Source organism: Methylotuvimicrobium buryatense, from assembly GCF_005931095.1.
Lineage (GTDB): Bacteria > Pseudomonadota > Gammaproteobacteria > Methylococcales > Methylomonadaceae > Methylotuvimicrobium > Methylotuvimicrobium buryatense.
Window position 1 is genome coordinate 3,392,356 of the sequence record NZ_CP035467.1, and the last position, 26,837, is coordinate 3,419,192.

The following is a 26,837-nucleotide window of genomic DNA, read 5'->3' on the forward strand; positions in this document are numbered from 1 at the left end:
TTCCAAATTAAGCGATAGCTTTAACAACCCAGTCGGTATTTTTTTTTTCCAAAATCGAGGTGTACCCAAGTTCTTTGTAGTTTCCGGTCTGTCCGGGCAATTCACGGATGACGGTCCTGCCCTCGGCGCGTAAATCCCGGATTTTTTCGGCCAACTCGCGGTTATCGGTAGCAGGAGCAAAAATAATTTCCGGCCGCTCAAGCGGAATAATATCCTTACTCAAAACCGACAATAATTTTAAATCGGCGCTAAATCCGGTAGCGGGCCTAGCCCGTCCGAATACTTCACCGATATTGTCATAACGTCCGCCTCTAGCTATCTCGCGCCCTACGCTCGGCACGAAGGCCGCAAACACAACGCCGGTATGATAGCGATATCCTCGGAGTTCGGCCAAATCGAAACTCAACGGCAAATCAGGAAAAGCTGCCGCCAATTGATCGGCAATCGCTTGCAAATCTGCCAAGGCCCGTTTTACGGCATCGCCGGCATCGGCAAACACGACTCGTGCTTGCTCGAGTGTTTCGTAACCACCATTAAGTTCCGGCAACCTGAGCAACATTGTTTTCAGTTGTTCATCGAGAGCTAATCCTTCGATGAGTTCTCGGATTTCCGGCCGCGCTTTTCGCTGCAACGCGTCGAACAATGCGGCTTCGTCGGCATCGGTCAATTCAGCCTGTTCCGATAAGGCTCGATAAATACCGACATGCCCTAAGTCGAGATGAACGTTTTTCAAGCCGGACATCGCCAACATTTCCAACATCAACGAAATCACTTCGACATCGCTCTCACGGCCTTCGTGGCCGTATAATTCTGCACCGATCTGCATCGGGCTCCGGGTTTTTTCCAACGGGTCGCCGAGCGTATGCAATACAGTACCGACATAGCATAAGCGGGCCGGCGCACAATTATTAAGGTTGTGTGCATCGATACGTGCAACTTGCGGCGTCATATCGGCACGAATACCCAACATTTCACCACTCAGTTGATCGGTTAATTTAAAAGTTTGGAGATCCAAATCATGGCCGGACCCGGTCAACAGAGAATCCAAATAATCGATCATTGGCGTAATGACCAGCGAATAACCCCAACACGAAAAAACATCCAATAACTTCCGTCTGAGGTTTTCCAGATGCTTGGCTTCAGCCGGCAAGACCTCTTCGATACCGTCGGGTAAAAGCCAAGTATTTTTTTGTTGCATTTTTTACGTATCCACTCAAACAAAACGCCCCGTAAAGACGGAGCGTTAGCATTGTCAATTGTCCAATCGAAGTGATTGAACGTTATATTAGCCAGTCTTTATTTCTGAGACTTGAAGTACTTAAAGAATTCCGATTCCGGGTCAATGACCATCAAGCGATCAGGATCGCTAAATGTCTCTTTATAAGCATTGATACTACGGTAAAAGCTATAGAATTCAGCATCTCTTGAAAACGCTTTAGCATAAGTATCGGCCGAAATCGCATCGCCTTCGCCTCGTAGTTTCTCGGCTTCTCTAAAGGCTTCGGCAAGAATTACGACGCGTTGTCTATCGGCGTCGGATCGAATGCGTTCAGCCGCCTCGGAACCTTGAGAGCGAAACTCCCTAGCTACCCGTTCACGCTCGGCTTCCATCCTTCTAAATACAGAGCTACTGACATCAGGCGGTAAATCGATACGCTTGACTTGAACGTCAAGGATTTCGAGACCTAAATCCGCTGCTATCTGCGTGGTTCTATCAATCAAGATTTGCCGTATCGCTTTTCGGTCGGTCGCAACTAACTGCGTGATATCCCGTCTACCGAATTCGCTGCGGAAGGCATCCTTGATAATCTGATCCAGTCTTAAATTAGCCTGATTGATATCACCGCCAACTACGGTATAAAAGGCCTTGACATCACCGATTCGCCATTTAACAAAAGAGTCGACGATTACGTTTTTCTTTTCAGCGGTCAAAAAACGCTCCGGCGATGTATCCATCGTTTGAATACGACTATCGAACTTTTTGACATTGTTGATGATTGGCCATTTGAAATGAATTCCAGGCTCGTAATCGTTTCTGACAATTTCACCTAATTTGAATTTAATCGCTTTTTCGGTTTCCGATACGGTAAAAACGCACATCAACCCAACGAACAAGATTGCAGCGACACCGATTAAAATTTTATTCAAAGTCATTAGCGTCCCCTTCCTTCACGTCCGCGAGTAGTGGTTCGAAAAACCGGATCGATCGGCCTAGTTTGCGTCACGCTGCCGGCTTGAGATTTTTGCGCGGTTTCATCCGTTGGAGATTGTTTAATTATTTTATCCAATGGTAAATACATCAAGTTATTACCGCTTTTAACATCGAGGAAAACGGTATTGGAATGGGTCAATACGCTTTGCACCGATTCGATGTACAAGCGCTTACGCGTCACTTCGGGAGCCTTTTTATACTCGCCTAGCAAAGCCAAGAAACGACTCGCCTCACCTTCCGCTCGAGCTATCACCTGTTGTTTATAACCTTCGGCTTCCTGCATTTTTCTTGCCGCGGCACCACGCGCTTTCGGAATCACATCGTTCGAATAAGCTTCCGCTTCATTGATTAAACGCTGCTGATCTTCACGAGCCTTGATCGCATCTTCAAACGCCCCCTGAACTTGCTCAGGCGGCTGGGCATCCTGCAAGTTAACACTGGTTATTTGCACGCCGGACTTATAAGAATCCATGACGTCCTGAATTTCCTCCCGGATTTGCGCCACGATTTCGGTACGTCCTTCGGTCAAGACAAAATCCATTTTACTTGAGCCGACCACACCACGCTGAGCCGCTTCGGTCACCTGTTTTAATGTGATCTCAGGGCTAACAACGTTGAACAGGAAATCCTTCGCATCCTTGACTTGATATTGCACAGCCAAACGAACATCGACGATGTTTTCATCTTTAGTCAACATCAATGCTTCTTTTGGGACCGACCCCAACGTTTGCTGAGCACCTCCGCTACGATAACCGACTTCGATAAAACGTTGCCGTCTGACATTGACTAATTCAACGCTTTCGATCGGTACGGGAATGTGCCAATTCAAACCGGCCTGCGTCGTTTCGGTATATTTACCAAAACGCGTCACGACACCGTGATTACCTTCATCGACGATATAAAAGCCGCTTAACCCCCATAGAACGACAGCACCTCCGATGAGAAACCCGAAGCCTTTCATTGATGCGCCAGGCGAACTGCCGCCGCCACCGCCACCGCCGCCAAAAATTCCGCCGATCTTTTCCTGAAGCGCTCTGATCGCTTCATCCAGATCCGGAGGGCCTTTATCGTCTCCTCCACGACCGCTCCAAGGATCTTTTTTACCGCCGCCAGGCTCATTCCAGGACATAGCTATGCTCCGTTTGGATTTTCTTAAATTAAACATTAAAAGATGTCTATCACAGTAAAATAATAAACCGGTGATACGAAAAATCATCATTCGTAACCGATTTAATTACTCAATAAACCTATAAAATTAAACAAATTTATTTTAATTCTCACGTTTTGAGCTTGTTCTTGATGACCGATTCCGATAAAAAAGGCCATTACGAAGAGAACAATAAACGCTTAGTTTACAGATAATCATTAATTCGGGGATTATCCTAAAAAAACCACTATTATACAAACCTGCTTATCGAGATTAGAATATTCATTCTAAGCCTCCAACTTATCAACCGATTTCAAAACACCCAAATGCTTTTTATCGATTTCGACCAGTAGCTCCCATCCTCCGGTAGCGCTCACTTCTTCCTCGAGGACCGTTCCTAAACGAAAAAGCTTCGCTCGAACATCGCCTTGAGTAGGCGAAAGATTGATCTGTCGTCGCACTTTGCTGGAAGCAAAAATTTCGGCTAACACCTGGTAAAGCAAATCGACACCGACACCGGTTTCGGCCGATAACCAGACTCTCAAGGCATTGCCTTCATCATCCCTATCGACATGCGGCTCAATATCCGGCAACAGGTCAATTTTATTAAACACTTGCAGCTGCCTAATTTCATTCGCTTCGATATCCTCTAAAACCTGGTTAACTTGTGCGATGGTTTCATCACGGTCTTCGGCATTGGCATCGATCACATGCAGCAGCAAATTTGCCTCGCTGGCCTCTTGTAACGTCGATCTGAAAGCGGCAACCAACTCATGAGGCAAATGCCGAATGAATCCGACGGTATCGGCCAAGACAATTTCAGCGTTATTAGGCAATGCGCATTGACGTAACGTTGGATCGAGGGTCGCGAATAACTGATCGGCCGCATAAATTGCCGCACCGGTCATCGTATTAAATAGCGTCGACTTTCCCGCATTGGTATATCCGACCAACGAAACCGACGGAATTTCGGCTTTCTTACGCTTGCTTCGCCCTTGATGACGCTGTTTGGCGACTTTCTCCAAGCGGCGTTGAATTTGCTTGATTCGAATCCCCAAAAGCCTACGGTCGGTCTCGAGCTGCGTTTCGCCGGGCCCCCTTAAGCCGATGCCCCCTTTTTGCCGTTCCAGATGCGTCCAACCGCGAATCAGGCGCGTGGATAAGTGCCGTAATTGAGCCAATTCGACTTGAAGTTTGCCCTCGAAGGTTTGTGCGCGCTGCGCAAAAATATCCAAGATTAAACCGTTGCGATCGACCACACGAACTTCCAACGCTTTTTCGAGGTTGCGCTCTTGGCTCGGTGACAAAGGGTGATTAAATAAGACAATATCGGCCGAATAATCGCTAATGGCCTGCTTGAGCTCCTCAAGCTTTCCGGTACCGATAAAATATTTCGAATCGGGACTTTGCCGGCTACCGGTCAACACATAAACCGGATCGGCTCCGGCCGACTTAGCCAACTCTTTCAATTCCGAAAGGTCTTCGGGTGAAGTATGTAAAGTGAGGTGAACGAGCACGGCCCGTTCACCGGCATTAGGACGCTCAAACAATCAAGCGCTCCTTGTATCGTTAATCTTCAATGAGTTCGTTTTCACGGGTGATTTTGACGGGTTTTCCTGGCACGATCGTTGAAATGGCATGCTTATAAACCATTTGGCTGACCGTGTTCTTTAACATAATGACATATTGATCGAACGAATCGACGCGACCTTGCAGTTTGATTCCGTTCACTAAAAAAATCGATACAGGGGTATGCTCTTTTCTGAGTGTATTTAAAAAATTATCCTGCAAATTTTGCCCTTTCGACATCCGCTTTCTCCTTATTATTTTCAGCTAGCCTAAATAAACTATGAATACACTATACCAATACTTTTCAGTAAGTCTAACTTAATTCATAGACCATTTTAACCGGTTTTTAATACTCTTGGACAATTATTAACCAATGGCACACAGATCGCCCTCAGCAATCAAGCCTGCCTGGAGTTTTTTTATTGTCAAATGCCGGCTAGATTCAACACTGATGATTGTTTAATCAAAAATAATCCTATAGGGAAAATTTTCAATAAACAACTTTTGAACGACTATGTAACAATTTTTCCCGGCACTTAACAAAGTCATCATAGCTTTCCAAAAACTTAATCGGTGATACCGATACCCTAATTTCGCGCATATCTAAGACCGTCGATGCCCGCACATAGACAAAGGTCGGTGCGTTGCCTCGCAATAATGCATCGAGCATATCTTCCGCCGCGTCGCCATACACACTGAGACGATCAAAATCTCGGCCATGCGCGGCACCATCTAAATAAACCGCATGATTAGGTGACGCTAGCTCGTTATGTATCCAAGGCGCCGTTGCTTCGGTGACATTCGCCTTAATGATATCGGCCTTAACTCGTCTTTCCTGCAATGAGAATGCTAACTCAGACCCGGCTCGATGACTAAACACCGCCGAGCCATAATTGGGAATGGTTTGTTTAAGACGGCATTCCGATTGACCGCTTTCCACATCCCATTTAGCCTCCATCATAGGTACTTCATAATACTCGGCATAAGCCTTTGCAGTCGAAACAATCAATAATAATACAATCAACCCACTATAAAGTTTCATATTCATAACCCGGTCGTTTTGTCCATATACGGATGGTATCGGCAAACTAGGCGGATTATTTAAACTGATCCATGACAAAATCCTCGACTACCTTGACGAAACACTCGGGCTGTTCGGCATGCAACCAATGCCCGGCATTCGCAATCGTTGCGACAGCCGCGTTAGGGAACAGTCCCGAAATGGCTTCGGGTCGAAAATAAGCGGAATTTTCTCCGGCGATAAACAACGCATCTCCGGTAAAACCCGCCACCCCCTCGACCGAAGGAAAGCCGACGATATAATCGGCCGACTGTTGACAATAATCCAGATTGATTCGCCAAGTATACTGCCCATCCCGCAGTATTAAGTTTTGCAATAAAAACTGCCTGAAGCCAATATCGGGAATCGCCTCAGACAAAAAATCGTCAGCCTGCTTACGATTCGAAAGCGATGCCAAAGGCAAGCGGTCAAGCGCCTCGATAATACGATCGAAATTGTGCCTATAAGCGACCGGCGCAATATCCGCGACTAACAAACGCGACACCCGCTCGGGATTGTTGAGCGCAAACCACATCGCGGTCTTGCCGCCCATACTATGCCCAAGCAAGGTAGCCGATTCCAAATCCAAACAATCCATGAATGCCGCCAGGTCGGAGGCCATCAGCGGATAATCCATCTGCTCGGCATGCGGCGATGCGCCATGATTACGCTGATCCGGCACATAAACGCGGAAACGCTCGGACAAACGCTTGGCAATTTGCCTCCAATTGCGTGACGAAGCTAAGAAGCCGTGCAAGATGACCAATGGCGGCGCGCGCTCATCGCCGAATGCTTCGTAATGTAACTGAATATCGCTCATGATTATATAAAACTGAATGCGGCACCGATCAAGCCGCCGAAAACGCCTCCCCAAACCACAAGCCAGCCCAAGTGTTGACGGATAATGGTCCGCACGATCTCCTTGACTAACTGAGGCGTTAATTGATTCAAGCGTTTATCGATAACTGTCTCGATTTTATCGACAATATCCTCGCCAATCTTATGGGCGTCCAAACTATGATGTAAAGCCTCCTTGAAGCGCTCCGAATCGACCGTTTCGGTCAAAATGAGCTTCATTTTCTCGGTAAAAGGCTCTTTGAGCGGCTTCAGCGCCTCTTCTCCACCCATCATCATCAGCATGCCGCCGAACGAAGAGTTCATAATCGAAGCAACAAGACCCTCGTAAACCCGTTCATAATCGACTGCATTCAGTATCGGCTCTAAATTCAATACCTTGCCGCCCTCCCGCTCTTCTTTTTCGATAAATTGCTCGATATTTTCGACGGTAAAAAACTGTTGCATCATCAGCAACTTGATCGACGATTTAAACTCCTCGAAGCGATTAGGTATGACACCGGAGCCATATAACAACGGCACTTTTTCAAACAACATATGCACGGCCAACCAATTGGTAATCGCACCCGACAATGCAAAAAAACCGACCGCCTTCGTTAAATCTTGTTGTACCGGGCACACATAGCCGGTAACAACGATCAAAACCGCCAGCAAGTTCGTGATTAAACTTTTGTTGAATAACTTTTTCATGATGATTTAAACAATAATAATCTTTTCAACGGACGCAGTATCCGGGAGTATGGGGACGATATCATCGGTTTCAAGCCGTTTAAACATATTGCCCGGCACACCAACCCGACGACCAAGCCCATTGAAAGTTATAACCGCCGAGCCAACCGGTCACATCGAGCACTTCGCCGATGAAATACAAACCCGGCACATCATGACAGCCCATCGTTTTCGATGAAATCGCGTTACAATCGACGCCGCCCAGTGTCACTTCGGCGGTGCGGTAGCCTTCCGTCGCGTTCGGTTTGATCGTCCAATGGCTGATACAGTCGGTAATAGCATCGATTTGAGCGGCCGATAAATCCGCCATATTACTATTCAGCAACTTTTCCTCGATTAGACAGGCGAGCAAACGTTTCGGCAATAATTCGGCCAGCATGGTCTTTAACGCAGCTTTTGACTTTGTCGTTTTAAGCTGCCAAAGATGCTCGGCAAGATCGGTCTCGGGTAATAAATCGATCGTCAACGACTGTCCGGGACGCCAGTAATTCGAAATCTGCAGCATCGCCGGCCCGCTTAGTCCCCGATGGGTAAACAACAAATTCTCGGTAAAACTTTGCTCGTAACAACTCACCCGGCATAACAGTGCGATACCGGAAAGTTCGGACAATCGCTGCTTGTCATCCGGTTGTAGCGTAAATGGAACCAGGCCCGCCGAAGTCGGCCAAACTTTAATACCGAATTGTTCAGCGACTTTATAGCCGAAGGGCGACGCGCCCATTTTAGGAATCGACAGACCGCCGGTAGCGATCACCAGCGAGCGGCATAAATAATTTTGCAGCTTGGTTTTAATCAGGAATTGTCGATCGGAACGATGCTCAATGGCTTCGATGCGGGTATTCAAGTTAATGTCGACACCCACCGAATCGCACTCGGTCAAAAGCATATTAAGAATATCCTTGGCGCTGTCATTACAAAACAGACGACCGAATTCTCGCTCGTGATAAGGAATGCGATAACGCTGAACCCAATCCAGAAAATCCCATTGTGTAAATCGACTCAAGGCCGATTTACAAAAATGCGGATTATGGGAAATATAATTGTCCGGTTCAACCGAATAATTGGTGAAGTTACAGCGCCCGCCTCCAGACATCAGAATTTTTTTACCGGGCTTTGCGGCTAATTCCAACACTTTCACATTGCGCTTGCGCTTACCTGCTTCGATGGCACATATTAACCCGGAAGCGCCCGCACCGATTACGACGACATCGGTTTCCACCATAGTTGATATCCGGAAAAAGCGGCGAACTATACAAGAACCGCAATCAAATCACCAGACCTCGAGTCAATCGGAGTGAAAAATTAGCCTTGTAGGATATGCATAAGCGACAAGCGCACTTGAAAAAGCGAGACCGCCCCACAATCACCCTTAGAAACTTTTTTGTTCGGTATAACCCTCCGGCTCATGCATGACCACAGCGCCCAATTCGGCGAATTGAAACAAACGCATTGCGCGTTCGCCGTTATAATCGAGCACTCGCAAAGGGCGATCCGCACTTAATTCTTGTTCGGCCTTTTCGAAATGATGTCCATAGCGCTCTCTGGCCAACGGCACAGGAATTTCATAGGCGACAAACTTTTCTACGCCCTTACCTGCCAGCACTGCTAAAAACGACTGATCGTCGACTTGCGAACGATCCGTCAACACGACCATCGTGCCGCTACCGGAGAATAATAAAAATACTTTCATCGTTTAAGCCTCCCGAAAACCCGTAAGCAACATCCTCAACCGGAGGTAAGAATAATATGACAAGCTTGCGCATGCTCGGCTGCCGTTCGGCCGAGATCGGTCAAATATCCGCCATCCGCTTGCGTTACCAAGCCTTTTTGGTACAAACGCGCTACTGCATCAATTACAGAGGCATCCGCATCCTTATGAATTTTGATTCCCTCGAGTGTCGTCGTCAGATTGTAATGCAGCAAAATATTGAGTTCGTCCACTAATTCTTGTTTGAGCATGTATGTTCTCCATTTATTATTAATATCATTAGACCACAGAATAAGCGGTAAGCGGTAAGCGGTAAGCGGTAAGCGGTAAGCGGTAAGCGGTAAGCGGTAAGCGGTAAAATGATGCAGTATTTAAATCGCTTGTCAAGCGCCGATTCACCTTTCACCTTTCACCTTTCACCTTTCACCTTTCACCTTTCACCTTTCACCTTTCACCTTTCACCTTTCACCTTTCACCTTTCACCTTTCACCTTTCACCTTTCACCTTTCACCTTTCACCTTTCACCTTTCACCTTTCACCTTTCACCTTTCACCTTTCACCTTTCACCTTTCACCTTTCACCTTTCACCTTTCACCTTTCACCTTTCACCTTTCACCTTTCACCTTTCACCTTTCACCTTTCACCTTTCACCTTTCACCTTTCACCTTTCACCTTTCACCTTTCACCTTTCACCTTTCACCTTTCACCTTTCACCTTTCACCTTTCACCTTTCACCTTTCACCTTTCACCTCTATTACATCCGCTTAACGAACCGATCAAGGCCACAACTTTCTCCAAAGCCCCTCTGTTGTCTGCAACAAATTGCAATCCCTTTTGGGCCAATGCATCACGCGCCGCTCGATTTTGATAGATATTACCTACATTAAACAGGATTTCCGCTTCGTTGTAACATTGAACCGCTGCTTCAGCGGCTAAGACATTGGATTGAATTTCTCTGAAATTATCCATGTAAGGACCGAACATCACCGGAACTCCAAGCGCCGCCGGCTCTAAAATATTGTGCCCTCCGACCGGCACCATACTGCCGCCGACAAAAGCCAAATCGGCAGCAGCATAAAACAGCTTCAATTCGCCCATGCTGTCCAACAAAAATACATCGGTTTCATCCGCACATTTCAACCCGGACGAACGGCTTATCGGTTTTAAATCATTGCCGGCAACCAGACGCTCGACTTCGGAAAACCTTTCAGGGTGACGAGGCACAAGCAATAGCAGCAACTCAGGTATAGAGGCTTTGAGCTTCGGATAAAGGCTTAAAAAAATCGCTTCTTCGTTTTTATGCGTGCTGGCGATAATCCAAACAAAACGTCCGGCGAAGTATTCCTGCTTCAGCTGCTTACCTCGATCCAGGAATTGCGGATCGATATCGATATCGAACTTCAAATTGCCAACCGCTTGAACACGCTCTAGTTCCGCGCCGATCGACACGAATCGTTCGGCATCCTCCTGCGTTTGAGCGGCAATTTGACTCACGCAAGCAAGCGCCGGCTTAATCAGGCTCGGAATTTTGGCGTAACCGCGCGCGGATCTATCGGACAATCGAGCATTGACAATGCATAACGGAATATCCTTTGCCGCACAGGCTGCAAATAGATTGGGCCAAATTTCGGTTTCCATGACAACGCCAAGCTCGGGCTTGAATGCGGCAATAAACCGCGCGACCGAACCGGGCGTATCGTAAGGAAGGTAAACATGAGTGACAGAATCGGCCAATACAGCCTGAACACGCGCGGAACCGGTCGGCGTTGTCGTGGTAATCAGAATCTTTTTTGCGGGATAATCTTGCTGAAGGCGCTTGATTAACGGAAAAGCTGCCTCGACCTCTCCGACCGATACGGCATGAAACCAGATAAACGGACCTTCGAAACGGCGCCGATACAGCCCAAGTCTCTCCCAGTAACGATTACGGTATTCGGGCGCCTTAATGCTGCGCCAAAGCAATCGCCCAAAAATCAGCGGCAATAATAAATAAAAAACGGCGGAATAAATAACTCGCACGATATTTAGCCTTAACATTCCGGAAAAAAGGGAGGACACTACTTCGTTTAATCCTAAATCCGGCAGTCAGTCCACGAAAATTACGAAATACACAAAATTAATCATACGATTACATAAATATCTAGAATCGCCAATGCAGGCAGCAATTCCCAGTTTGAGTAGTTTCGCCGATTTTAGGGTGCGGGGTATGCCTGTCGAGGAGCGCCGTAAACCCATCCATGGGGGCTTGGCGGCAGCTCGAACGCCAAGGATGGCGTGAATGCAGATTTTGCAGGAGCAAAAATCTGCCCTGCTGCCGACATCCTCGCCAAGCACACCCCACACCCTTTTTGATCCCCAAATTGGGAATTGCTGCAATGCAGGTGAGCAACTTGAAAAATATAACTAATTGTATATTTTCGTGTGTTTCGTGGACAAAATGCTTTTTCCAAGATGATAAGCGCTTTTCTGAAGCGACAAAAATTTCAAATTACCGTTTTTTCAGCCGGTTAGCCCGTAATATTTTCTACCTGGCGAGCCACCTCGCCGGAGGCCAAGTCGAGAGCGCATTTGTAACATTCAAGCGCCGAATTTTTATCGCCTTTTTCGGTCAATAAGTCCGCTAACAATTGATAAGCCGAAACCGAAGGCTCCAAGGCAATACTTTTTTCCAAATATTGCCCGGCTTTATCCGTTTCTTTACATCTTTTACTGATTTTTCCGAGAACCCTCAACAAAACTGCATTATCGGGATAAGCCTTGAGCCAACCTTCGGCGGTTTTTAGCTGCCTTTGAGGGTCGTTGGATTGAACGCTGCCAAATAACACCAACAAAGTTTCGTCCCAATCCTCGGAAATTGAGCGTGCCAGTTCATCCTCTATTTTGGCACCGGCGCCAACATCGATCATACCGGCAAAATAAATGGCCGGAATCCCCGGAATACGCTTGATATAATCGGGCACTTCCTGCCAGACTTCTTGAATCTTGGTATAGTCGCCGTTTTCCGCCGCCTGCCTCAACAAGCCGCTAAAAACCTCAGCCTCCAAAAGTTTGATTTCGGCTTCCATCAACACTTTGCTTTTATTCATCGACGGAATAATTTTGCGTATAGCGTCCCAGTCTCCCAATTGGCGATACGTCTGATGAAGCAGTTTCAAGACGCTGGCATGGCCGGGATTGATTGAGTGCAGTTTTTTCAGCGTGTCGAGTGCTTGGTCGAACTGCTGCTCCGACAAATGCATTTCCGCCTGAGTCAAACCGACCGCAATATCGGCGCCAGGCGATCGCTCCGCGGCAATTCTTAGATATTCATCGCGCTTTTCAATAGCTCCGCGCGACTGAGCGGCGCGTGCCGCAGTCAAATAATGAATCAACGGCGCGCCGCTATGCGAAGCATGTTTGATCAGAATTTTTTCGGCTTTTTCCCAATTTCCTTCCGCCGAATCCACCAAACCTGCGATCAAAGCTTCTTGAGAACGGTTATATTTGACGCTTTGGCCATGGGATTTGACCTTGCCGGGCAGCCGAAGCATCCAGCCCAGTAAGCGAAAAAACATATAGAACAGAAAGAAAGCAATAACCAGCGTAACACCTAACACAAGTAAAGACGTTTCCAGAGACCAATGGCCGATACCAATCAAGACATAGCCCGGATCGTCGTAGCGAGAAAACCAACTGTGTATCCCAAAAGCTACCGCGATGGCGATAAACAGCGAGCCCAGAAAAAAAATAATATTTTTCATAATGTACCCGTTGTTTGTTTTAGGATGGATCAGGGGCCGACAAAGCCTTATCGGTTTCGATTCTAAGTTTGGTGATATCGCGAAGCATTTTTAGAGAATGACTGATATCGGGATATTGACTATGCAAGCTAATTGCTTCGAGCTTTTCCAATTCGGCAACGAAATTTCTGGCGATCGAATTACTTGTAAAATGTTCGGCCACCCATTCCTGGGCATCGGCAATACTGGCCTTGTATAAAACTTCGTTTTGCTGCACCAAACCGATTTTTATCATTTCCAATTTGACACGCAATTGCTGGCGAGTGAACTGCGCTTCCTCCGGCGTAATAATTTCAGTAATAGGTTGATCGGCATGTCGTACCGTTACGACACCTTGTAAACTTTTCAATGCCTTAGACAAAAGGTCGTGCTCTTCATCGGTATGCTGAGCGTGATCGTGTATTTCTTCAGACGGCGTCAGGGGCTTACCTACATAAGGTTTAATCAGCGACAGCTTACCTATTTCAGTCTCTAATGTTCTGATCGACGAATAAATGCCGACAATATCGAGCAATTGCACTTTACCCAATTCGGCAATTTCTTTGGAAATTTGTTCGCGTATTTTATAGGCCGCCGCATCGCCGCTTTCACGCAAGCGCTGATCGGCCGCTTGCAACGCCTCGCGAGCAGTCTCGACATCGCCGGTCAACTGCAAGCGCTGATTTGCGACGCTAAGCAAATACTCGGCATCGGCGACCAACCAATCGCCACGCGTTTTACCCAATTGGCGCTGAACCTGTTGAATTCGAGTATTAAAATCGGTGCGCATCGCTTCCAATTTTTCGGACTGCAGTTGAGAAAACTCGGTTAAGGATTCGTTAATCAACCTATCTTTCGCTTTTAAGTCCGATTCGATCGTCGTTAAATGCGATTGGATCGCGGCAATTTGAGTTTGATAACCGCTGATCTGCTTCGTCAACTCGAATAATTGCATATCGCCTTTAGAGACCTCACCGCCGAGCGTCTCCTGCTGCTGTCTTAATTGAGAAAATAAAAACAAGCCTATGCCAACGATCGACAAAATAACCAAAAAAACGATCACAGCCAGCCAAAATCCGCTTCGGGACCGGTGTACTTTTTCGCTGCTATTCGCCGTTTTCGTATCCGTTCCAGCTTCCGCTTCCCGCTCTTGATTTTCAGTCACTTCGGCCACACTATTCCCCATTGCACACAATAGTTACTTTTTGGACAATCGCTTCGTCATCCGGACCGGAGGCTAAAGCGATCCTTTTAAAGCCGATATCCTCGGCAAGATATTTCATTCTTTCGCTGATAACGACCAACGGGACGGACATCAATTCCGACTTTACGTAAGAACCTAACATTTCCACAAGATTGAGTAATGCTTCACCACTGCTTACCGTGATCAGGCTCAGTTCTCCGCGTTTTAACAAATCGACCACCGGCTGAACATCGTATTGCGGACGCATTCGTTGATAGACTTCCCAATATTCAACGGTCGCACCTCTTTCTCGCAAAGTATCGGCAAGTTTTTCCCTACCGCCTTTGCCCCTAACTATTAAAAGGGAGCTTCCCTCAACCCCATGAAAATAAGGCAGTGCCAATAAAGATTCGCTATCGAAACCAGTCTCTGGCACCCAATCCACGATGAGTCCCGCCGATTCCAAAGCCCTGGCCGTGGCTTTTCCAACCGAAGCGATTTTACACTGTTTAAATGGGGCTATTTTGCCATTATTCGCTTGCAGCGCAAAATTTACCGCATTAGCGCTAACAAAGATTAAACAATCGAAATATTGCAGCTTTTCCAACATTTCGAATTGGTCAGTCGAGCGAGGCAGCGGAGCAATTTCGAGTACTGGGAAGGATACGGCTTGCCACCCACGGCTCTCGATCAAGCGTGTCAAATTATGCGCCTGATGAACCGGTCGCGTCACGAGTACCGAAAACGGCTTTGCATTCGTCATTAATCTAACAAAGCCTGCAAAATTTTATCGCCGCCGCTAGCCAATAACTCTTCGGCAATCGAGACACCGATCTGTTCGGCCTGTTCGGCCGGTCCGCTATGTTCGGCGCGATATATCACACTACCATCCGGATCGCCGACCAAGCCGCGCATATAAAGTGTATCCGATTGCAAGGTCGCAAAACCGGCTATCGGGACTTGGCAGCCGCCCTTTAAGCGAGCATTCATCGCACGCTCGGCCGATACACAAATATGGGTTTCCGGATCGTGTAGCCGACTCAATAATTCGTTGATAACCGTATCGTCGCTTCGGCATTCGATACCGATCGCGCCTTGCCCGATGGCCGGCAGGCTTTCGCTAGGATCGAGCCGCGCGGCGATTCTATGCTGCATACCTAAGCGAATCAGCCCGGCCGAGGCAAGAATGATCGCATCGAATTCGCCCGCATCAAGCTTGGCCAATCGGGTATTGACATTGCCTCTCAATGTCAATATTTCGGCATTGGGAAATTTTTCCTTGATTTGACATTGTCTTCGCAAGCTGCAAGTCCCTATTCTAGGTCGTTCGGGCAGTTCGCTCAGTGAAGTATAGCGATTAGAGACAAAAGCATCGGTAGGATCTTCACGCTGTAAAATCACCGACAAATGCAAGCCATCCGGAAATTCCACCGGCACATCCTTCATTGAATGCACGGCAATATCGGCCCTGCCTTCCAACATACCCTGCTCCAACTCCTTGACGAACAAGCCTTTGCCGCCAACCTTAGCCAATGGCGCATCCAATAATTTGTCGCCTTTCGTGGTCATCGTGACCAATTCGGTTTCGAGTCCCGGAAAAGCCCGCTTCAACCGCTCGGCGACATGTTCAGCCTGCCATAAGGCCAAAGGGCTCTTGCGAGTTGCGATACGAATGATTTGATTTGCCAAAACAACACCCAATATTCAACTAAAAATGCACATTGTAACCTGTCCGACAAGCACAATCCTTAGCGAGTTTCATTTTCGGCAGACAAAGTCTTGCACAACCTAGAAAAACTCATTTTATTTCTAGGGACTTACAAAACGCATAGTCAATTAAAAACTTTTTCTTCAAAAATATAGAAATGGGGCGAATCAACAATTTTCAGAACACCGAAAGCCGGCGCATCGCTTATAATGAATCATTTCTAATTTCAACACCGAATTTCATGACCACCGTTAATTCCGAAAAACTATCCAGCGCCCGATTTGCCGAAGCTACCGATGCCTTTGTAGAAATCTTCACCGCTTCGGTCGACTTCGACAAGCGCATGGCCCAGCAAGACATTCAAGGTTCGATCGCTCACGCAACAATGCTGGGCAAAATCGGCATCCTCACCGAAAGCGAACGCGATGCGATCATCGATGGCCTACAAAAAATCGGCATCGAAATCGAGCAAGGCCGATTTAATTGGTCCGTTAAACAAGAAGACGTTCATATGAACATCGAAGCCCGCCTGACCGATATGATCGGCATTGCCGGCAAAAAGCTACATACCGGACGCTCTCGCAACGATCAGGTCGCGACCGACATTAGGCTTTATTTGCGCGATGAAATCAAGCGTATCCGCAACGAACTGACTCGTTTGCAAAATGCCATTTTGGATCTGGCCGAACGCGAAGCAGACACGATCATGCCCGGTTTTACCCATTTGCAGGTCGCACAACCGATCACCTTCGGACACCACCTGATGGCTTGGTTCGAAATGCTCAAGCGCGATAACGAGCGCTTAGCCGACTGTCTGAAACGTATCAACATTATGCCGCTGGGAGCCGCCGCACTAGCCGGGACCAGTTATCCGATCGACCGGCACATGACCGCCCAACTGTTGCAATTTGCCGAACCGTCCGCCAATTCGCTGGATTCGGTCAGCGACCGCGATTTCGCAATCGAGTTTTGTGCTGCGGGCAGTTTGATCATGATGCATCTCTCGCGCTTTTCCGAGGAACTGGTATTATGGTCGAGCGCCCAATTCGATTTCATCGATATTCCTGACGCTTTCTGCACCGGCTCCTCCATCATGCCGCAAAAGAAAAACCCTGACGTCCCGGAATTGGTACGCGGCAAATCGGGACGCGTTACCGGACATTTGATGTCGCTGTTGATGCTGATGAAAAGCCAACCACTCGCCTATAATAAAGACAATCAAGAAGACAAAGAACCATTGTTCGATACTGCCGACACCCTAATCAATTGCCTGCGCGCATTCGCGGACATGGTGCCCCGATTAAGCGCTAAAAAAGACAACATGTACCGCGCCGCGAAACAAGGCTTCGCGACCGCGACCGATCTGGCCGATTACCTAGTCCGGAAAGGCCTGGCCTTTCGAGATGCACATGAAATTGTCGGCCAAGCCGTGCGGCTCGGCGTCGAAACCGAACGCGACTTGTCCGAGTTAACGCTAACGGAATTACAACAGTTTTCCGACAATATTGACGAAAACGTCTTTAGCGTATTAACGCTGGAAGGCTCGGTCGCCGCCCGCCAACATATCGGAGGTACCGCACCGGCCACCGTTAGAGCGGCCATTAGCAAAGCGAGAGCTGAGCTAGTTGGGAATGCGTGAATGGTGAATGGTGAATGGTGAATGGTGAATGGTGAATGGTGAATGGTGAATGGTGAATGGTGAATGGTGAATGGAAAAGCATAGCTGAAAGATCGAGGCAAGCCACTGCTTTTTTATCCAAAAAAAGAGTAGTTGAGAGCCTAAAACTACCGTACGCACTGAGTCCTTCGGCTGCGCTCAGGAAAGTCCTGTCGAAGGGTGAAGGGTACAGGGCAAACGCATTAAAATAAATGCCATATCAATATGTTATGACTATTCAACCTAAGCTTGCAGAATATTTTATTTGTTAGTTTTTATTTTGTGGCAATAAAGGCTGCCGCTATGAAATTACTGAAAATACTACGCATTATAACCATTTGATTTTATATGTAGTTTTAATGCGTTTACCCTGGTGAAGGGTAGTTTGAGGCTTCACCAAGCTAGTGAAAGCGCTGTAGACCGTTCATGCTTCGACTTTGCTCAGCACGAACGGTCTACAACGCATGCCAACTGCTTTTTCTAGGATAAAAGGTATGGCTTGTCTCTATCGAGGACCGCCGTGAACCCACCCATGGGGAATTGACGGCAACGCTCGAACGCCAAGAATAGCGTTATGCGTAATCGACATTCGCCCCGGAACCAAAATTTGACTAACAAATGGTATAACCTAAAGTTATAACAGTGCGTGACATTTCGCGTAATGGGAGCTTCCGTGCTTCAAAATGCCCACAAATCTTGCTGCACTGCCATACCGAAGACAACAATATGCCTGTTAATCGCTAACCATTCACGACTTCATGGTTGAAAAAAAACATCTCACACCGATTCGCCTAGGTTCGCCCGGAGAAGATATCAGCAAGAAAGATTTGCTAGCGATTCTCCAGCGTTTCAAAAATTTGCATTTGCTTCAGCAAAAACGCATTCAAAGTTTTTTGCAACCGCGTCAACGGGTTTTTTTAGAATTACTCCCCTTGCTGTTTCATCAAAACGTACCGTTACTGCCCGGTTTTATTTCTTCTGAAACCCCAGCCGGCATTCTAGACTATTCACCGACACGCCAAGCCCTACTGCATGCCGCCCAATTTTCGAGAAGCTATCAATACAAAACGCGCGCCTTAGCGAGTTACCCGATTCTAGGCTTGTTTTTGATGGGCAGCGTCGGCAGCATTGCCTTCACCAAAACCAGCGATATGGATATTTGGCTTTGCCACGACCCCGCCTTGCCGCCTTCGGCCATAGAAGAACTTCAGCAGAAAGCCGCCGCGATCGAAGAATGGGCCATGTCTTTGGACCTTGAGGTCCATTTTTTTCTGATCGATCATGAAAAATTCAAAAGCGGCCAAGATATCCCTATCTCCGATGAAAGCAGCGGAAAGACCCAACACTATTTATTACTAGAGGAATTTTATCGTACGGCCGTCTATATCGCGGGCCGGTCGCCGGCTTGGTGGCTCGTGCCGCCGCAAGAAGACCATCGTCATACCGACTATATCAGTCATTTACTCGATAATAAATTCATCTCGGAACTGGAAGTCATCGATTTCGGCAGCTTGGAAAACGCGCCTCCCGAAGAATTCATCACCGTCACGCTCTGGCATATTTATAAAGCGATCGGCTCGCCGCATAAGTCGCTGCTGAAACTGATGCTGATGGAATGTTACGCAAGCGAGTATCCAAATACTCAATGGCTTTGTTCGGAAATGAAAAAAGCCGTTCACGGCGGAGAATTCTCGCTCGAGGATCTAGACCCCTATCTTTTGATTTATCAAAAACTCGAGAATTACCTTAGCTCGCCCGCTAATCGCGCGCGCCTGGAACTGATTAGACATAGCCTATACATTAAAATCATGGGCTTTGCCAATACCGAACAAGACCCGCAAAAACAGCTCTATCGCACCGAATTCATCAAGCATATTGCGCATCGGTGGCAGTGGCCGGAAACCCTGCTGCCTGAAATCAGCCGACAACAATCATGGAACATACTGAAAGCGACACGTGAACATGACATTATTCTGCGTCATCTAGCAGGCTGTTATCGTATGATTTTAAATTTTGCCGGGCAGCATGTTCAAAGCAACCTGAAGGACAATGAAGATCTCAAATTGATAGGTCGCAAGCTGCATTCCTTTCTGGACAAAAAACCAGGTAAAATCGAATTTATTACAACCCGCTCGGCACTACAAACCAAAGAACAGGAATTATCGCTCGTAGAAACTCGCTTCGCCGATAATCAAAGCGGCTGGAGCCTTTATCTTGGTCATGTTACCGCGGACAATCTTGCCGAACAAAGCCCGATAAAAAACACCTGGAGTTTAATCGAACTGCTGGCATGGATCATTGTAAACGGCCTATACCATAAAAAACTGAAACTTAACCTCGACAGTAAAACACTAATTCTCTCAACGAACGAACTGCAAACTACGACCGAACAATTAAATGACTTCATCTGCAGCCGACTCGATAGATTGCACCTCGACTTGCCTAACTATAAACAACCCAACCAGTGTCAAAGCTCGCTATTGTTCATCAATATCGGCATGGAGCCTGAAGGCGATCGCAATGACGGACGCCTAGTCATGAGCGAACGCTCCGACCCTTTTAGTTATGGCAAGAGCCGTCAATCGTTTGTTCAATCGGTAAATCGGATTTCCATTTCGAACTGGGGGGAAGTTACCGCAAGCCGCGCAATCGGACTGGACGGTCTATTCGATACATTCACCGACATCATCAACAATCATCGACTTCCAATCGTTGATAATGACGTCAAAGTTGTTTGTAATACTTCGGCGCGCGCCAATAGCATTAGCCAGCGAGCCCAAAGCGTATTCCAAACCTTAATCAGTTGGTTCGGCCGGCAAAATTCAAATGAATCGCCCCGCTACATCCTGGCAGGAGCAAAAGATTATTATATTTTTCAGAGAAAAAATAAGGTCCTACACTATCGAAGCATCGGAACTCGTCAGGAACTGTTAAATGAATTAAGCCAAGCCCAAGGACTTTTCAACCCAACGCATATCGACCCTTTTTGCCTGGAAGAAAGCGAGATACCCGAATTATTGAAATTGAATAAAGCCAATACGATTCAAGTATTTCATACTGCCACTAAAACCGGCATACAGCTTTATTTACTGGACGAAAAAGGCGCACTGTTTCGCCAGCACTACCCTTCCGCGAAGATCGACGGTCTATTGCGCCGTTATCAACACTTTTTGGATAATATTCTAAACCGATATTTCTTTGACGACAGCATCTTAATCGAGCATTATGAAATCCGACACAATCCCAATGCCATCATAAAATATACCCCGAGTATTCCAAACCGAATAAATTTGACTCAAGAATTGGATATTCGCGTATCCGGAGAATACTCGGGATCCTACACGCTTTATTGCAACGAAAAAGAATTTTCGACACTGACTTACGGTAAACGTGCCCTTGCTGCGGCTGCTGAATATATTCTGGAATTTAGACAATCCCATCAACGATATCCTATTCACATCAGCGATATCGACGTACCGCTCGCAAACTTAGGCATTGAAAACGCATCGGAATTACAAACTATTCACCTGTTGAAATATAAACAAAAAATCGAAAACCGTTTAAACAGCATTTCGGGCACATAACTATTTTTTATTAATGATTTGCAAAAGCTTACGAACTGCGAAACTTTAGACACCAAGCATCGACACTTTTAAATTCATACATCACATGCACAACGAACAACGCAACCACCCAAGAATATCGGTCAAGGAATTAAAAGCCCATGTCAGCATCGACCGAGTCAGGCAGGCTCCGATTGAAATTGACGGCGACGTTATCGACATTAGCTACACCGGCATTAAAATTCGCCTGAACTCTCCATTACCCGAGAAAAGCGAAGGAATTGTCAAAATTGTCATCGTGCTCCCCGAATCGAAAATTCCGATAACGATACACGGCGAGATCAAGCATTACTGCCCACACTTCGAATACGGCCTGCACCATGGCAACTATTCGACTGAAGAAGCTTTAGACGAACTGATGTTCGAATGTGTCAAACAAACCCAAACGAACATCGCAATGCCGACAATATAACTGGGCAACGAATCCACAAAATGCTTTTGACCCTAAATTCGGCAACTTAACCATGAAAAACATGAAGTTCTTTATGTGTTTCAAGATGATATTAAAAACCTTGAGTAATCATTCAGGAGAAAAACTGTTTTGCAAAAGCATGGCAAGCTATTGAATTAACCTCTTATTCTTCATGGTGAAATGCTTTTTGTAGGTCAAAGGAATATGAGTACGTCCCTGTACAATGGATATCGGCAATCCCTGCCGGTATGACGGGTAGTTTGGCCTTTGTCGATTTGGCTGAAAGTTCTACGTAATCAGGAAATGCTTTTTTATAGGTTTATCGATCAAAGCGCTCTCGCCTTCAAAAAGGCCAACTCCGAGATCTCGGTCCAACGCGAAACTTGGCTTCTGAAACCGACGACCGAATCGTAAACTTTTTTGACCGCAGGATCCTTTGCGGCCATTTCAGCAATAAGTTCGTCCGAAATCTGCTTGAGTTTTTTCAGTACATCGTCAGGCAAAGGCAATACCGATACATTATGCTTGTTCATTAAAGTATCCAAGGCTTGATTATTACGCGCCGTGTATTCGCTTATCATGTCCATATTTGCAGCCTTACACGCCGTCATTACAATTTGCTGCAAATCTTTCGGCAATGCGTCGAAGGCTTTTCGGTTGATAACGGCCTCGATCGTCGAACCCGGCTCATGCCAACCTGGGTAATAATAAAACTTCGCCGCCTTATGCAAGCCGAAAGCCAAATCGTTATAAGGCCCGACCCATTCGGTCGCATCGATGTTATGTGACTGCAAAGCCGTGAATATCTCTCCGCCCGGCAAGTTAACCGTAGTACCGCCGGCGCGCCTCAAAACTTCGCCACCCAGACCGGGAATACGCATTTTCAATCCTTTCAAATCGGCTACCGATTTAATTTCCCGATTGAACCATCCGGCCATTTGCACGCCCGAATTTCCGGCCGGCACCGGAATCAGACCGAAGGGCTTGTAAAGTTCTTGCCACAACTCCAAACCGCCACCGTAATACAACCACGCATTCATTTCTTGAGCCGTAAAGCCGAAAGGCACCGCCGAAAAAAACTGCGCCGCCTCCGACTTACCCTTCCAATAATAAGACCCGGAATGGCCCATCTCTGCAGTTCCATTAGCAACCGCATCAAACACTTCAAAAGCAGGCACCAATTCCGAAGCCCCATAGACTTTGACATTGATCCGCCCACCGCTCATCTCGGTGATCATTTGCGCCAATAAGTTAGCGCCATGCCCTAAGCCTGGAAAATTTTTCGGCCAAGCCGTGACCAGCTTCCATTTAAAAACCGTGTCGGCCTTACTGATTTCAGTACCCGTCAATGTTACAGTACTTGCCGCGACCGTACTTACGCCCGCTTTTTTTATAAATTCTCTACGCTTCATATGCTATGCACCTCCGTAATTTGCGAAAAAGTCGATGATTACCCGCAATCAAAAAATTGGCTTTGAATGCGACGTGAGTTTAACGAAGATTCACACAAACTACCGAAACTTTCCACAATAGCAACACGGTGATTTGTGTTACTCTAAAGCAACGAATCCCTTTATACATGGACGGAATATAGCTAATTTTGCTATACTTTCACGCCGTACGCTGATCAGAAACCGATCGGCGCCCACCTAAAAAATCAACCTCACATTACCGGAGAACTTATATGGCAATTAAAGTCGCAATCAACGGCTATGGTCGTATTGGACGAAATATCGTTCGTGCATTGTATGAATCTGGCCGCAACGGTGAAATCCAAGTTGTTGCAATCAACGACTTGGGCGATTCCGCTACCAATGCTCACCTCACTCAATACGATACCGCGCACGGAAAATTCCCCGGTGAAGTCGGTGTCGACGGCGATTACATGATCGTCAATGGCGACAGAATTCGTGTACTTTCCGAACGCGACCCATCCAAACTTCCTTGGGCCGAACTCGGGGTCGACGTCGTGCATGAATGCACCGGTTTTTTTACCAGCAAAGCCAAAGCTTCCGCTCATATCACCGCAGGCGCGAAAAAAGTTATCATTTCGGCCCCCGGCGGTAACGACGTCGACGCCACAATCGTTTACGGCGTCAACCACGACTCGTTAAAAGCCTCCGACACGATCATTTCCAATGCTTCGTGCACCACCAACTGTCTGGCGCCATTAGCAAAAGCTTTGAACGATACCATCGGCATCAAACACGGCTTAATGACCACGATTCATGCTTACACCAACGACCAAGTGTTAACCGACGTTTATCACAGCGATTTACGCCGCGCGCGTTCCGCAACACAATCGATGATCCCAACCAAAACCGGCGCGGCCGCGGCTGTCGGCTTGGTTCTACCTGAATTGGCCGGAAAACTGGACGGCTTCGCCATGCGCGTACCGACCATCAACGTTTCGGTCGTCGACCTGTGCTTTACCGCCGGAAAAGATACCAGCGTGGATGAAATCAACAGCATCCTGAAATCCGCTTCGGAAAAATCGAACGGCATCTTGGCTTACAACGACAAGCCTCTGGTTTCTATCGACTTCAACCATAATCCTGCATCATCGATCTACGAATCGTCATTAACCAAAGTCACTGGCGGCAACTTCGTTAAAGTTTTGGCTTGGTACGACAACGAATGGGGCTTCTCGAACCGCATGCTGGATACCACTGTTGCCTTGTGCAACGCAAAATAAAGGGCACTAATGTTACGTAGAACCAAAATACTGGCCACCTTGGGCCCCGCAACGGATAAACCTGGGGTCCTTGAAAACTTGTTCAAAGCCGGCATCGACGTGGTTCGCATGAATTTCTCGCACGGCTCGGCGCAAGACCATATTGACCGAGCCAACAAAGTTCGCGAATTAAGCCGCAAAACCGGACGCCGCGTCGGCATCTTAGGCGACCTGCAAGGCCCTAAAATACGCATAGCGCGTTTCAAAGAAACGAAAGTATGGCTTGATGAAGGCCAGGATTTCGCCCTGGACATCAACTTGGGCCCGAACGACGGCGATAATACCCAAGTCGGCATCACTTACGAACCGCTGGCTCGCGAGGTGCGCAACGGCAGTCGTTTACTATTGGACGATGGGCGAGTGGTATTAGACGTAGTCGATACCGACGGCAAACGTGTCAATTGCAAAGTAGTCGTCGGCGGCGACCTGTCCAACAACAAAGGCATCAATCTTCTAGGCGGCGGTTTATCCGCCGCCGCTTTGACTGAAAAGGACAAGGAAGACATCAAAACGATTGCGAAAATCGATTGCGATTATGTTGCCGTATCTTTTCCTAGATGCGCAGCGGACTTGAACGAAGCGCGCGAATTGTTACTGGCGGAAGGCTGCCATGCCGGCATCGTCGCGAAGGTCGAACGCGCCGAAGCCATGGAAGTCATGGATGAAATCATCCTGGCTTCCGATGCGGTAATGGTTGCTCGTGGCGACTTGGGTGTTGAAATTGGCGACGCCAATCTTCCGGCCGCGCAGAAACGACTCATTAGCCGCGCACGCGAATTGAATCGCATAGCGATCACTGCGACGCAAATGATGGAATCGATGATAGAAAATCCGATTCCGACTCGCGCCGAAGTCTTCGACGTTGCGAATGCCGTCGTCGACGGTACCGATGCGATCATGCTATCGGCCGAAACCGCTTCCGGTAAATATCCGGTCAAAGCGGTTGAAGCGATGGTACGGGTTTGCGAAGAAACCGAGAAACAACCGAGCGTTCGAGTTTCGAAGCATCGCATGGATACGCAATTCCAGCGCATCGATGAAGCCATCGCGATGTCGGCGATGTATATGGCGAATCATACGACGATTCATGGCATAGCGGCATTGACCGAATCCGGATCGACACCGTTATGGATGTCCAGAATCAGCTCGGCAATTCCTATCTTCGCATTTAGCAGCCAGGAAAAAACCTTGGGCAAGGTCACGCTTTACCGAGGCGTTTTTCCGTTCTATTTCGACAAACATCTGAAAGAACCGGATCATGCCGAAGTCAACCGCGAAATCGTCAATCATCTAAGAAAACGCCATCAAGCGCAAAACGGCGATAAATTCATTATCACCAAAGGCGATCTGACCGGCGTTCAAGGCGGAACCAACGCATTGAAAGTGATTACCGTGGGCGAAGGCTTAACGCCTTAATCACTCACTGTTATTCCTAAACAATGCATCAAGGGCGGATACACTCCGCCCTTTTTTGTTTCCGGTACCCGCTTTTGCAAAACTAGTCGAGATCAATCCTGGCTATAAAGCACCTGGTTATGCCCACCTGACCGCGAACGCCAAATCGATTTATTTTCTTCCTTTCGGAATCAAACCTAATAGTTTGGCTACGTGTCTTTCGGTAATGAATGCCAAGAAAAACAGCTGTATAAAATTATCTGCTTCGATTAAATCGAGACCGATCTTTTTCGGAACCAATTCCTTGCGAGTACCAAACAATTGATCCCATATCGATAACACAATACCGTAATTACTGTCATGCTCACTACGTAGTGCCGAATGATGAGTTCTATGCAAGGCCGGCGTAATAATAACTTTCGACAATAAATCCTCTTTCTCGAAGGACAGATTCGAATGATGAAAGAAAATAAAAGACAGCTCGATCAATTCGATCGCGAGTATCACGTAAGCATCGACGCCGAAAACAATGACGAACAGGCATTTCATGACGATTTCAATAAACAAATCGAATACATGAAAACGAAACCCGGTCGTGACGTTAAAGGTTTTATCACTATGATGAATTTTATGGAAACGCCATAAAAATTCGTTTTTGTGACTTGCATAATGCCAAGCATAAATCGCAAGATCGAACAATAAAAACGATAGCACCCATTTAATCGGCCCGTTGGACAGACCGCTCAACACGCCATAATTCGAAAACTGTTGCGCCACAAAAAAAAGCGAGGACGCTCTTAGGGTGGTTAAAATAACATTATTAAATAAAAAAGCCGTAGTATTAGTAACCACCGAATTTTTCGCGACTTTTCGATCGAACCGCTGGTAAGGTTTCAATCCTTCCATCACTATTAACAACAGAAATGCTGCTATCGCCAATGACAAAAAGATTTCATTCAACGGCAAACCTTGCTCGGCAACCGGTAAAGAGCTATCCGTAACGTTCATGACGCACCTTGACTAAAATAAACATATCAACACCCTATATCGGAAGTCTTATTAGATAAGCCTCTAGACGATTGCCCAA

General features: G+C 47.1%; 24 protein-coding genes. 6 read left to right on the forward strand and 18 right to left on the reverse strand.

From position 1 onward, the window contains the following. Positions 1–7 precede the first annotated feature (7 nt). From EQU24_RS15175 to waaA, 12 genes are all read right to left on the reverse strand, one after another. Positions 8–1,198, reverse strand: coding sequence for an ATP phosphoribosyltransferase regulatory subunit (locus EQU24_RS15175; protein ID WP_017838688.1), 1,191 nt, complete (start codon positions 1,196–1,198; stop codon positions 8–10). Between the two features lie 98 nt (positions 1,199–1,296). Then, a complete protein-coding gene (gene hflC, locus EQU24_RS15180; protein WP_017838687.1) occupies positions 1,297–2,154 on the reverse strand; it encodes a protease modulator HflC in 858 nt (285 codons plus the stop codon). Next, positions 2,154–3,341, reverse strand: a complete 1,188-nt coding sequence (gene hflK, locus EQU24_RS15185) for an FtsH protease activity modulator HflK (RefSeq protein WP_017838686.1) — start codon at positions 3,339–3,341, stop codon at positions 2,154–2,156. The genes hflC and hflK overlap by 1 nt, the downstream gene beginning before the upstream one ends. Positions 3,342–3,646: 305 nt before the next feature. Further along, the gene (hflX, locus tag EQU24_RS15190; RefSeq protein ID WP_017838684.1) at positions 3,647–4,909 is read right to left on the reverse strand and encodes a ribosome rescue GTPase HflX; all 1,263 of its coding nucleotides are present in this window, start codon (positions 4,907–4,909) and stop codon (positions 3,647–3,649) included. Positions 4,910–4,928: 19 nt separating this feature from the next. Further along, entirely contained in the window at positions 4,929–5,168 is a 240-nt protein-coding gene (gene hfq, locus EQU24_RS15195) for an RNA chaperone Hfq (RefSeq protein WP_014149491.1), read from the reverse strand. 250 nt (positions 5,169–5,418) lie between these two features. Next, positions 5,419–5,970, reverse strand: a complete 552-nt coding sequence (locus EQU24_RS15200) for a hypothetical protein (protein WP_138767188.1) — start codon at positions 5,968–5,970, stop codon at positions 5,419–5,421. Between the two features lie 55 nt (positions 5,971–6,025). After that, positions 6,026–6,808 carry an alpha/beta fold hydrolase gene (locus EQU24_RS15205; RefSeq protein ID WP_017838682.1) on the reverse strand — a complete coding sequence of 261 codons (783 nt, stop codon included), beginning with the start codon at positions 6,806–6,808 and terminating at the stop codon, positions 6,026–6,028. A gap of 2 nt (positions 6,809–6,810) precedes the next feature. Beyond that, positions 6,811–7,533 (reverse strand): DUF445 domain-containing protein, encoded by a 723-nt coding sequence (locus tag EQU24_RS15210; RefSeq protein ID WP_017838681.1) that lies wholly within the window; start codon positions 7,531–7,533, stop codon positions 6,811–6,813. A gap of 79 nt (positions 7,534–7,612) precedes the next feature. Further along, a complete protein-coding gene (locus tag EQU24_RS15215; protein ID WP_017838680.1) occupies positions 7,613–8,794 on the reverse strand; it encodes a BaiN/RdsA family NAD(P)/FAD-dependent oxidoreductase in 1,182 nt (393 codons plus the stop codon). Positions 8,795–8,941: 147 nt separating this feature from the next. Then, positions 8,942–9,262 carry a hypothetical protein gene (locus EQU24_RS15220; RefSeq protein WP_017838679.1) on the reverse strand — a complete coding sequence of 107 codons (321 nt, stop codon included), beginning with the start codon at positions 9,260–9,262 and terminating at the stop codon, positions 8,942–8,944. Between the two features lie 35 nt (positions 9,263–9,297). Beyond that, positions 9,298–9,531, reverse strand: a complete 234-nt coding sequence (locus tag EQU24_RS15225) for a TIGR02647 family protein (RefSeq protein WP_017838678.1) — start codon at positions 9,529–9,531, stop codon at positions 9,298–9,300. Positions 9,532–10,018: 487 nt separating this feature from the next. After that, positions 10,019–11,299: a lipid IV(A) 3-deoxy-D-manno-octulosonic acid transferase gene (waaA, locus tag EQU24_RS15230; RefSeq protein WP_040575383.1), complete on the reverse strand. Its 1,281-nt coding sequence runs from the start codon at positions 11,297–11,299 to the stop codon at positions 10,019–10,021. Between the two features lie 259 nt (positions 11,300–11,558). Between waaA and EQU24_RS23310 the strand changes: the two genes are divergently transcribed. Beyond that, positions 11,559–11,687 (forward strand): hypothetical protein, encoded by a 129-nt coding sequence (locus EQU24_RS23310; RefSeq protein WP_279633400.1) that lies wholly within the window; start codon positions 11,559–11,561, stop codon positions 11,685–11,687. 100 nt (positions 11,688–11,787) lie between these two features. On the opposite strand, the gene EQU24_RS15240 is transcribed toward EQU24_RS23310, so the two are convergent. The 4 genes from EQU24_RS15240 to hemC are packed head-to-tail and all read right to left on the reverse strand — an operon-like array spanning position 11,788 to position 15,910. Further along, positions 11,788–13,020, reverse strand: a complete 1,233-nt coding sequence (locus tag EQU24_RS15240; RefSeq protein WP_017842773.1) for a heme biosynthesis HemY N-terminal domain-containing protein — start codon at positions 13,018–13,020, stop codon at positions 11,788–11,790. A gap of 19 nt (positions 13,021–13,039) precedes the next feature. Next, positions 13,040–14,212, reverse strand: coding sequence for a uroporphyrinogen-III C-methyltransferase (locus EQU24_RS15245; RefSeq protein ID WP_235726441.1), 1,173 nt, complete (start codon positions 14,210–14,212; stop codon positions 13,040–13,042). Position 14,213: 1 nt separating this feature from the next. Further along, a complete protein-coding gene (locus EQU24_RS15250) occupies positions 14,214–14,984 on the reverse strand; it encodes a uroporphyrinogen-III synthase (protein ID WP_017842771.1) in 771 nt (256 codons plus the stop codon). Beyond that, positions 14,984–15,910, reverse strand: coding sequence for a hydroxymethylbilane synthase (gene hemC, locus EQU24_RS15255; protein ID WP_026130394.1), 927 nt, complete (start codon positions 15,908–15,910; stop codon positions 14,984–14,986). Before hemC ends, EQU24_RS15250 begins: the two co-directional genes overlap by 1 nt. 260 nt (positions 15,911–16,170) lie before the next feature. Between hemC and argH the strand changes: the two genes are divergently transcribed. From argH to EQU24_RS15270, 3 genes are all read left to right on the forward strand, one after another. Continuing rightward, entirely contained in the window at positions 16,171–17,568 is a 1,398-nt protein-coding gene (argH, locus tag EQU24_RS15260) for an argininosuccinate lyase (protein WP_026130393.1), read from the forward strand. A 776-nt stretch (positions 17,569–18,344) separates the two neighbouring features. Next, positions 18,345–21,170: a class I adenylate cyclase gene (locus EQU24_RS15265; RefSeq protein WP_017842768.1), complete on the forward strand. Its 2,826-nt coding sequence runs from the start codon at positions 18,345–18,347 to the stop codon at positions 21,168–21,170. An 85-nt stretch (positions 21,171–21,255) separates the two neighbouring features. Beyond that, a complete protein-coding gene (locus EQU24_RS15270) occupies positions 21,256–21,621 on the forward strand; it encodes a PilZ domain-containing protein (RefSeq protein WP_017842767.1) in 366 nt (121 codons plus the stop codon). A 326-nt stretch (positions 21,622–21,947) separates the two neighbouring features. Here EQU24_RS15270 and EQU24_RS15275 read toward each other — a convergent pair whose 3' ends face one another. After that, the gene (locus EQU24_RS15275; RefSeq protein ID WP_017842766.1) at positions 21,948–23,033 is read right to left on the reverse strand and encodes a TRAP transporter substrate-binding protein; all 1,086 of its coding nucleotides are present in this window, start codon (positions 23,031–23,033) and stop codon (positions 21,948–21,950) included. A 272-nt stretch (positions 23,034–23,305) separates the two neighbouring features. Between EQU24_RS15275 and gap the strand changes: the two genes are divergently transcribed. Together gap and pyk are read left to right on the forward strand one after the other, a co-directional pair. Then, positions 23,306–24,316, forward strand: a complete 1,011-nt coding sequence (gene gap / locus EQU24_RS15280) for a type I glyceraldehyde-3-phosphate dehydrogenase (protein ID WP_017842765.1) — start codon at positions 23,306–23,308, stop codon at positions 24,314–24,316. Positions 24,317–24,325: 9 nt separating this feature from the next. Next, positions 24,326–25,771, forward strand: coding sequence for a pyruvate kinase (gene pyk / locus EQU24_RS15285; protein WP_017842764.1), 1,446 nt, complete (start codon positions 24,326–24,328; stop codon positions 25,769–25,771). A gap of 150 nt (positions 25,772–25,921) precedes the next feature. On the opposite strand, the gene EQU24_RS15290 is transcribed toward pyk, so the two are convergent. After that, positions 25,922–26,758 (reverse strand): sterol desaturase family protein, encoded by an 837-nt coding sequence (locus EQU24_RS15290; protein ID WP_017842763.1) that lies wholly within the window; start codon positions 26,756–26,758, stop codon positions 25,922–25,924. Between the last annotated feature and the right edge of the window lie 79 nt (positions 26,759–26,837).

Bases quoted from the DNA above. Each gene is read 5' to 3' on its own strand.
- EQU24_RS15175 (WP_017838688.1), bottom strand. From the start codon at position 1,198: ATGCAACAAAAAAATACTTGGCTTTTACCCGACGGTATCGAAGAGGTC.
- hflC (WP_017838687.1), bottom strand. From the start codon at position 2,154: ATGACTTTGAATAAAATTTTAATCGGTGTCGCTGCAATCTTGTTCGTT.
- hflK (WP_017838686.1), bottom strand. From the start codon at position 3,341: ATGTCCTGGAATGAGCCTGGCGGCGGTAAAAAAGATCCTTGGAGCGGT.
- hfq (WP_014149491.1), bottom strand. From the start codon at position 5,168: ATGTCGAAAGGGCAAAATTTGCAGGATAATTTTTTAAATACACTCAGA.
- EQU24_RS15200 (WP_138767188.1), bottom strand. From the start codon at position 5,970: ATGAAACTTTATAGTGGGTTGATTGTATTATTATTGATTGTTTCGACT.
- EQU24_RS15205 (WP_017838682.1), bottom strand. From the start codon at position 6,808: ATGAGCGATATTCAGTTACATTACGAAGCATTCGGCGATGAGCGCGCG.
- EQU24_RS15210 (WP_017838681.1), bottom strand. From the start codon at position 7,533: ATGAAAAAGTTATTCAACAAAAGTTTAATCACGAACTTGCTGGCGGTT.
- EQU24_RS15215 (WP_017838680.1), bottom strand. From the start codon at position 8,794: ATGGTGGAAACCGATGTCGTCGTAATCGGTGCGGGCGCTTCCGGGTTA.
- EQU24_RS15220 (WP_017838679.1), bottom strand. From the start codon at position 9,262: ATGAAAGTATTTTTATTATTCTCCGGTAGCGGCACGATGGTCGTGTTG.
- EQU24_RS15225 (WP_017838678.1), bottom strand. From the start codon at position 9,531: ATGCTCAAACAAGAATTAGTGGACGAACTCAATATTTTGCTGCATTAC.
- EQU24_RS23310 (WP_279633400.1), top strand. From the start codon at position 11,559: ATGCAGATTTTGCAGGAGCAAAAATCTGCCCTGCTGCCGACATCCTCG.
- EQU24_RS15240 (WP_017842773.1), bottom strand. From the start codon at position 13,020: ATGAAAAATATTATTTTTTTTCTGGGCTCGCTGTTTATCGCCATCGCG.
- EQU24_RS15250 (WP_017842771.1), bottom strand. From the start codon at position 14,984: ATGACGAATGCAAAGCCGTTTTCGGTACTCGTGACGCGACCGGTTCAT.
- argH (WP_026130393.1), top strand. From the start codon at position 16,171: ATGACCACCGTTAATTCCGAAAAACTATCCAGCGCCCGATTTGCCGAA.
- EQU24_RS15265 (WP_017842768.1), top strand. From the start codon at position 18,345: ATGGTTGAAAAAAAACATCTCACACCGATTCGCCTAGGTTCGCCCGGA.
- EQU24_RS15270 (WP_017842767.1), top strand. From the start codon at position 21,256: ATGCACAACGAACAACGCAACCACCCAAGAATATCGGTCAAGGAATTA.
- EQU24_RS15275 (WP_017842766.1), bottom strand. From the start codon at position 23,033: ATGAAGCGTAGAGAATTTATAAAAAAAGCGGGCGTAAGTACGGTCGCG.
- gap (WP_017842765.1), top strand. From the start codon at position 23,306: ATGGCAATTAAAGTCGCAATCAACGGCTATGGTCGTATTGGACGAAAT.
- pyk (WP_017842764.1), top strand. From the start codon at position 24,326: ATGTTACGTAGAACCAAAATACTGGCCACCTTGGGCCCCGCAACGGAT.
- EQU24_RS15290 (WP_017842763.1), bottom strand. From the start codon at position 26,758: ATGAACGTTACGGATAGCTCTTTACCGGTTGCCGAGCAAGGTTTGCCG.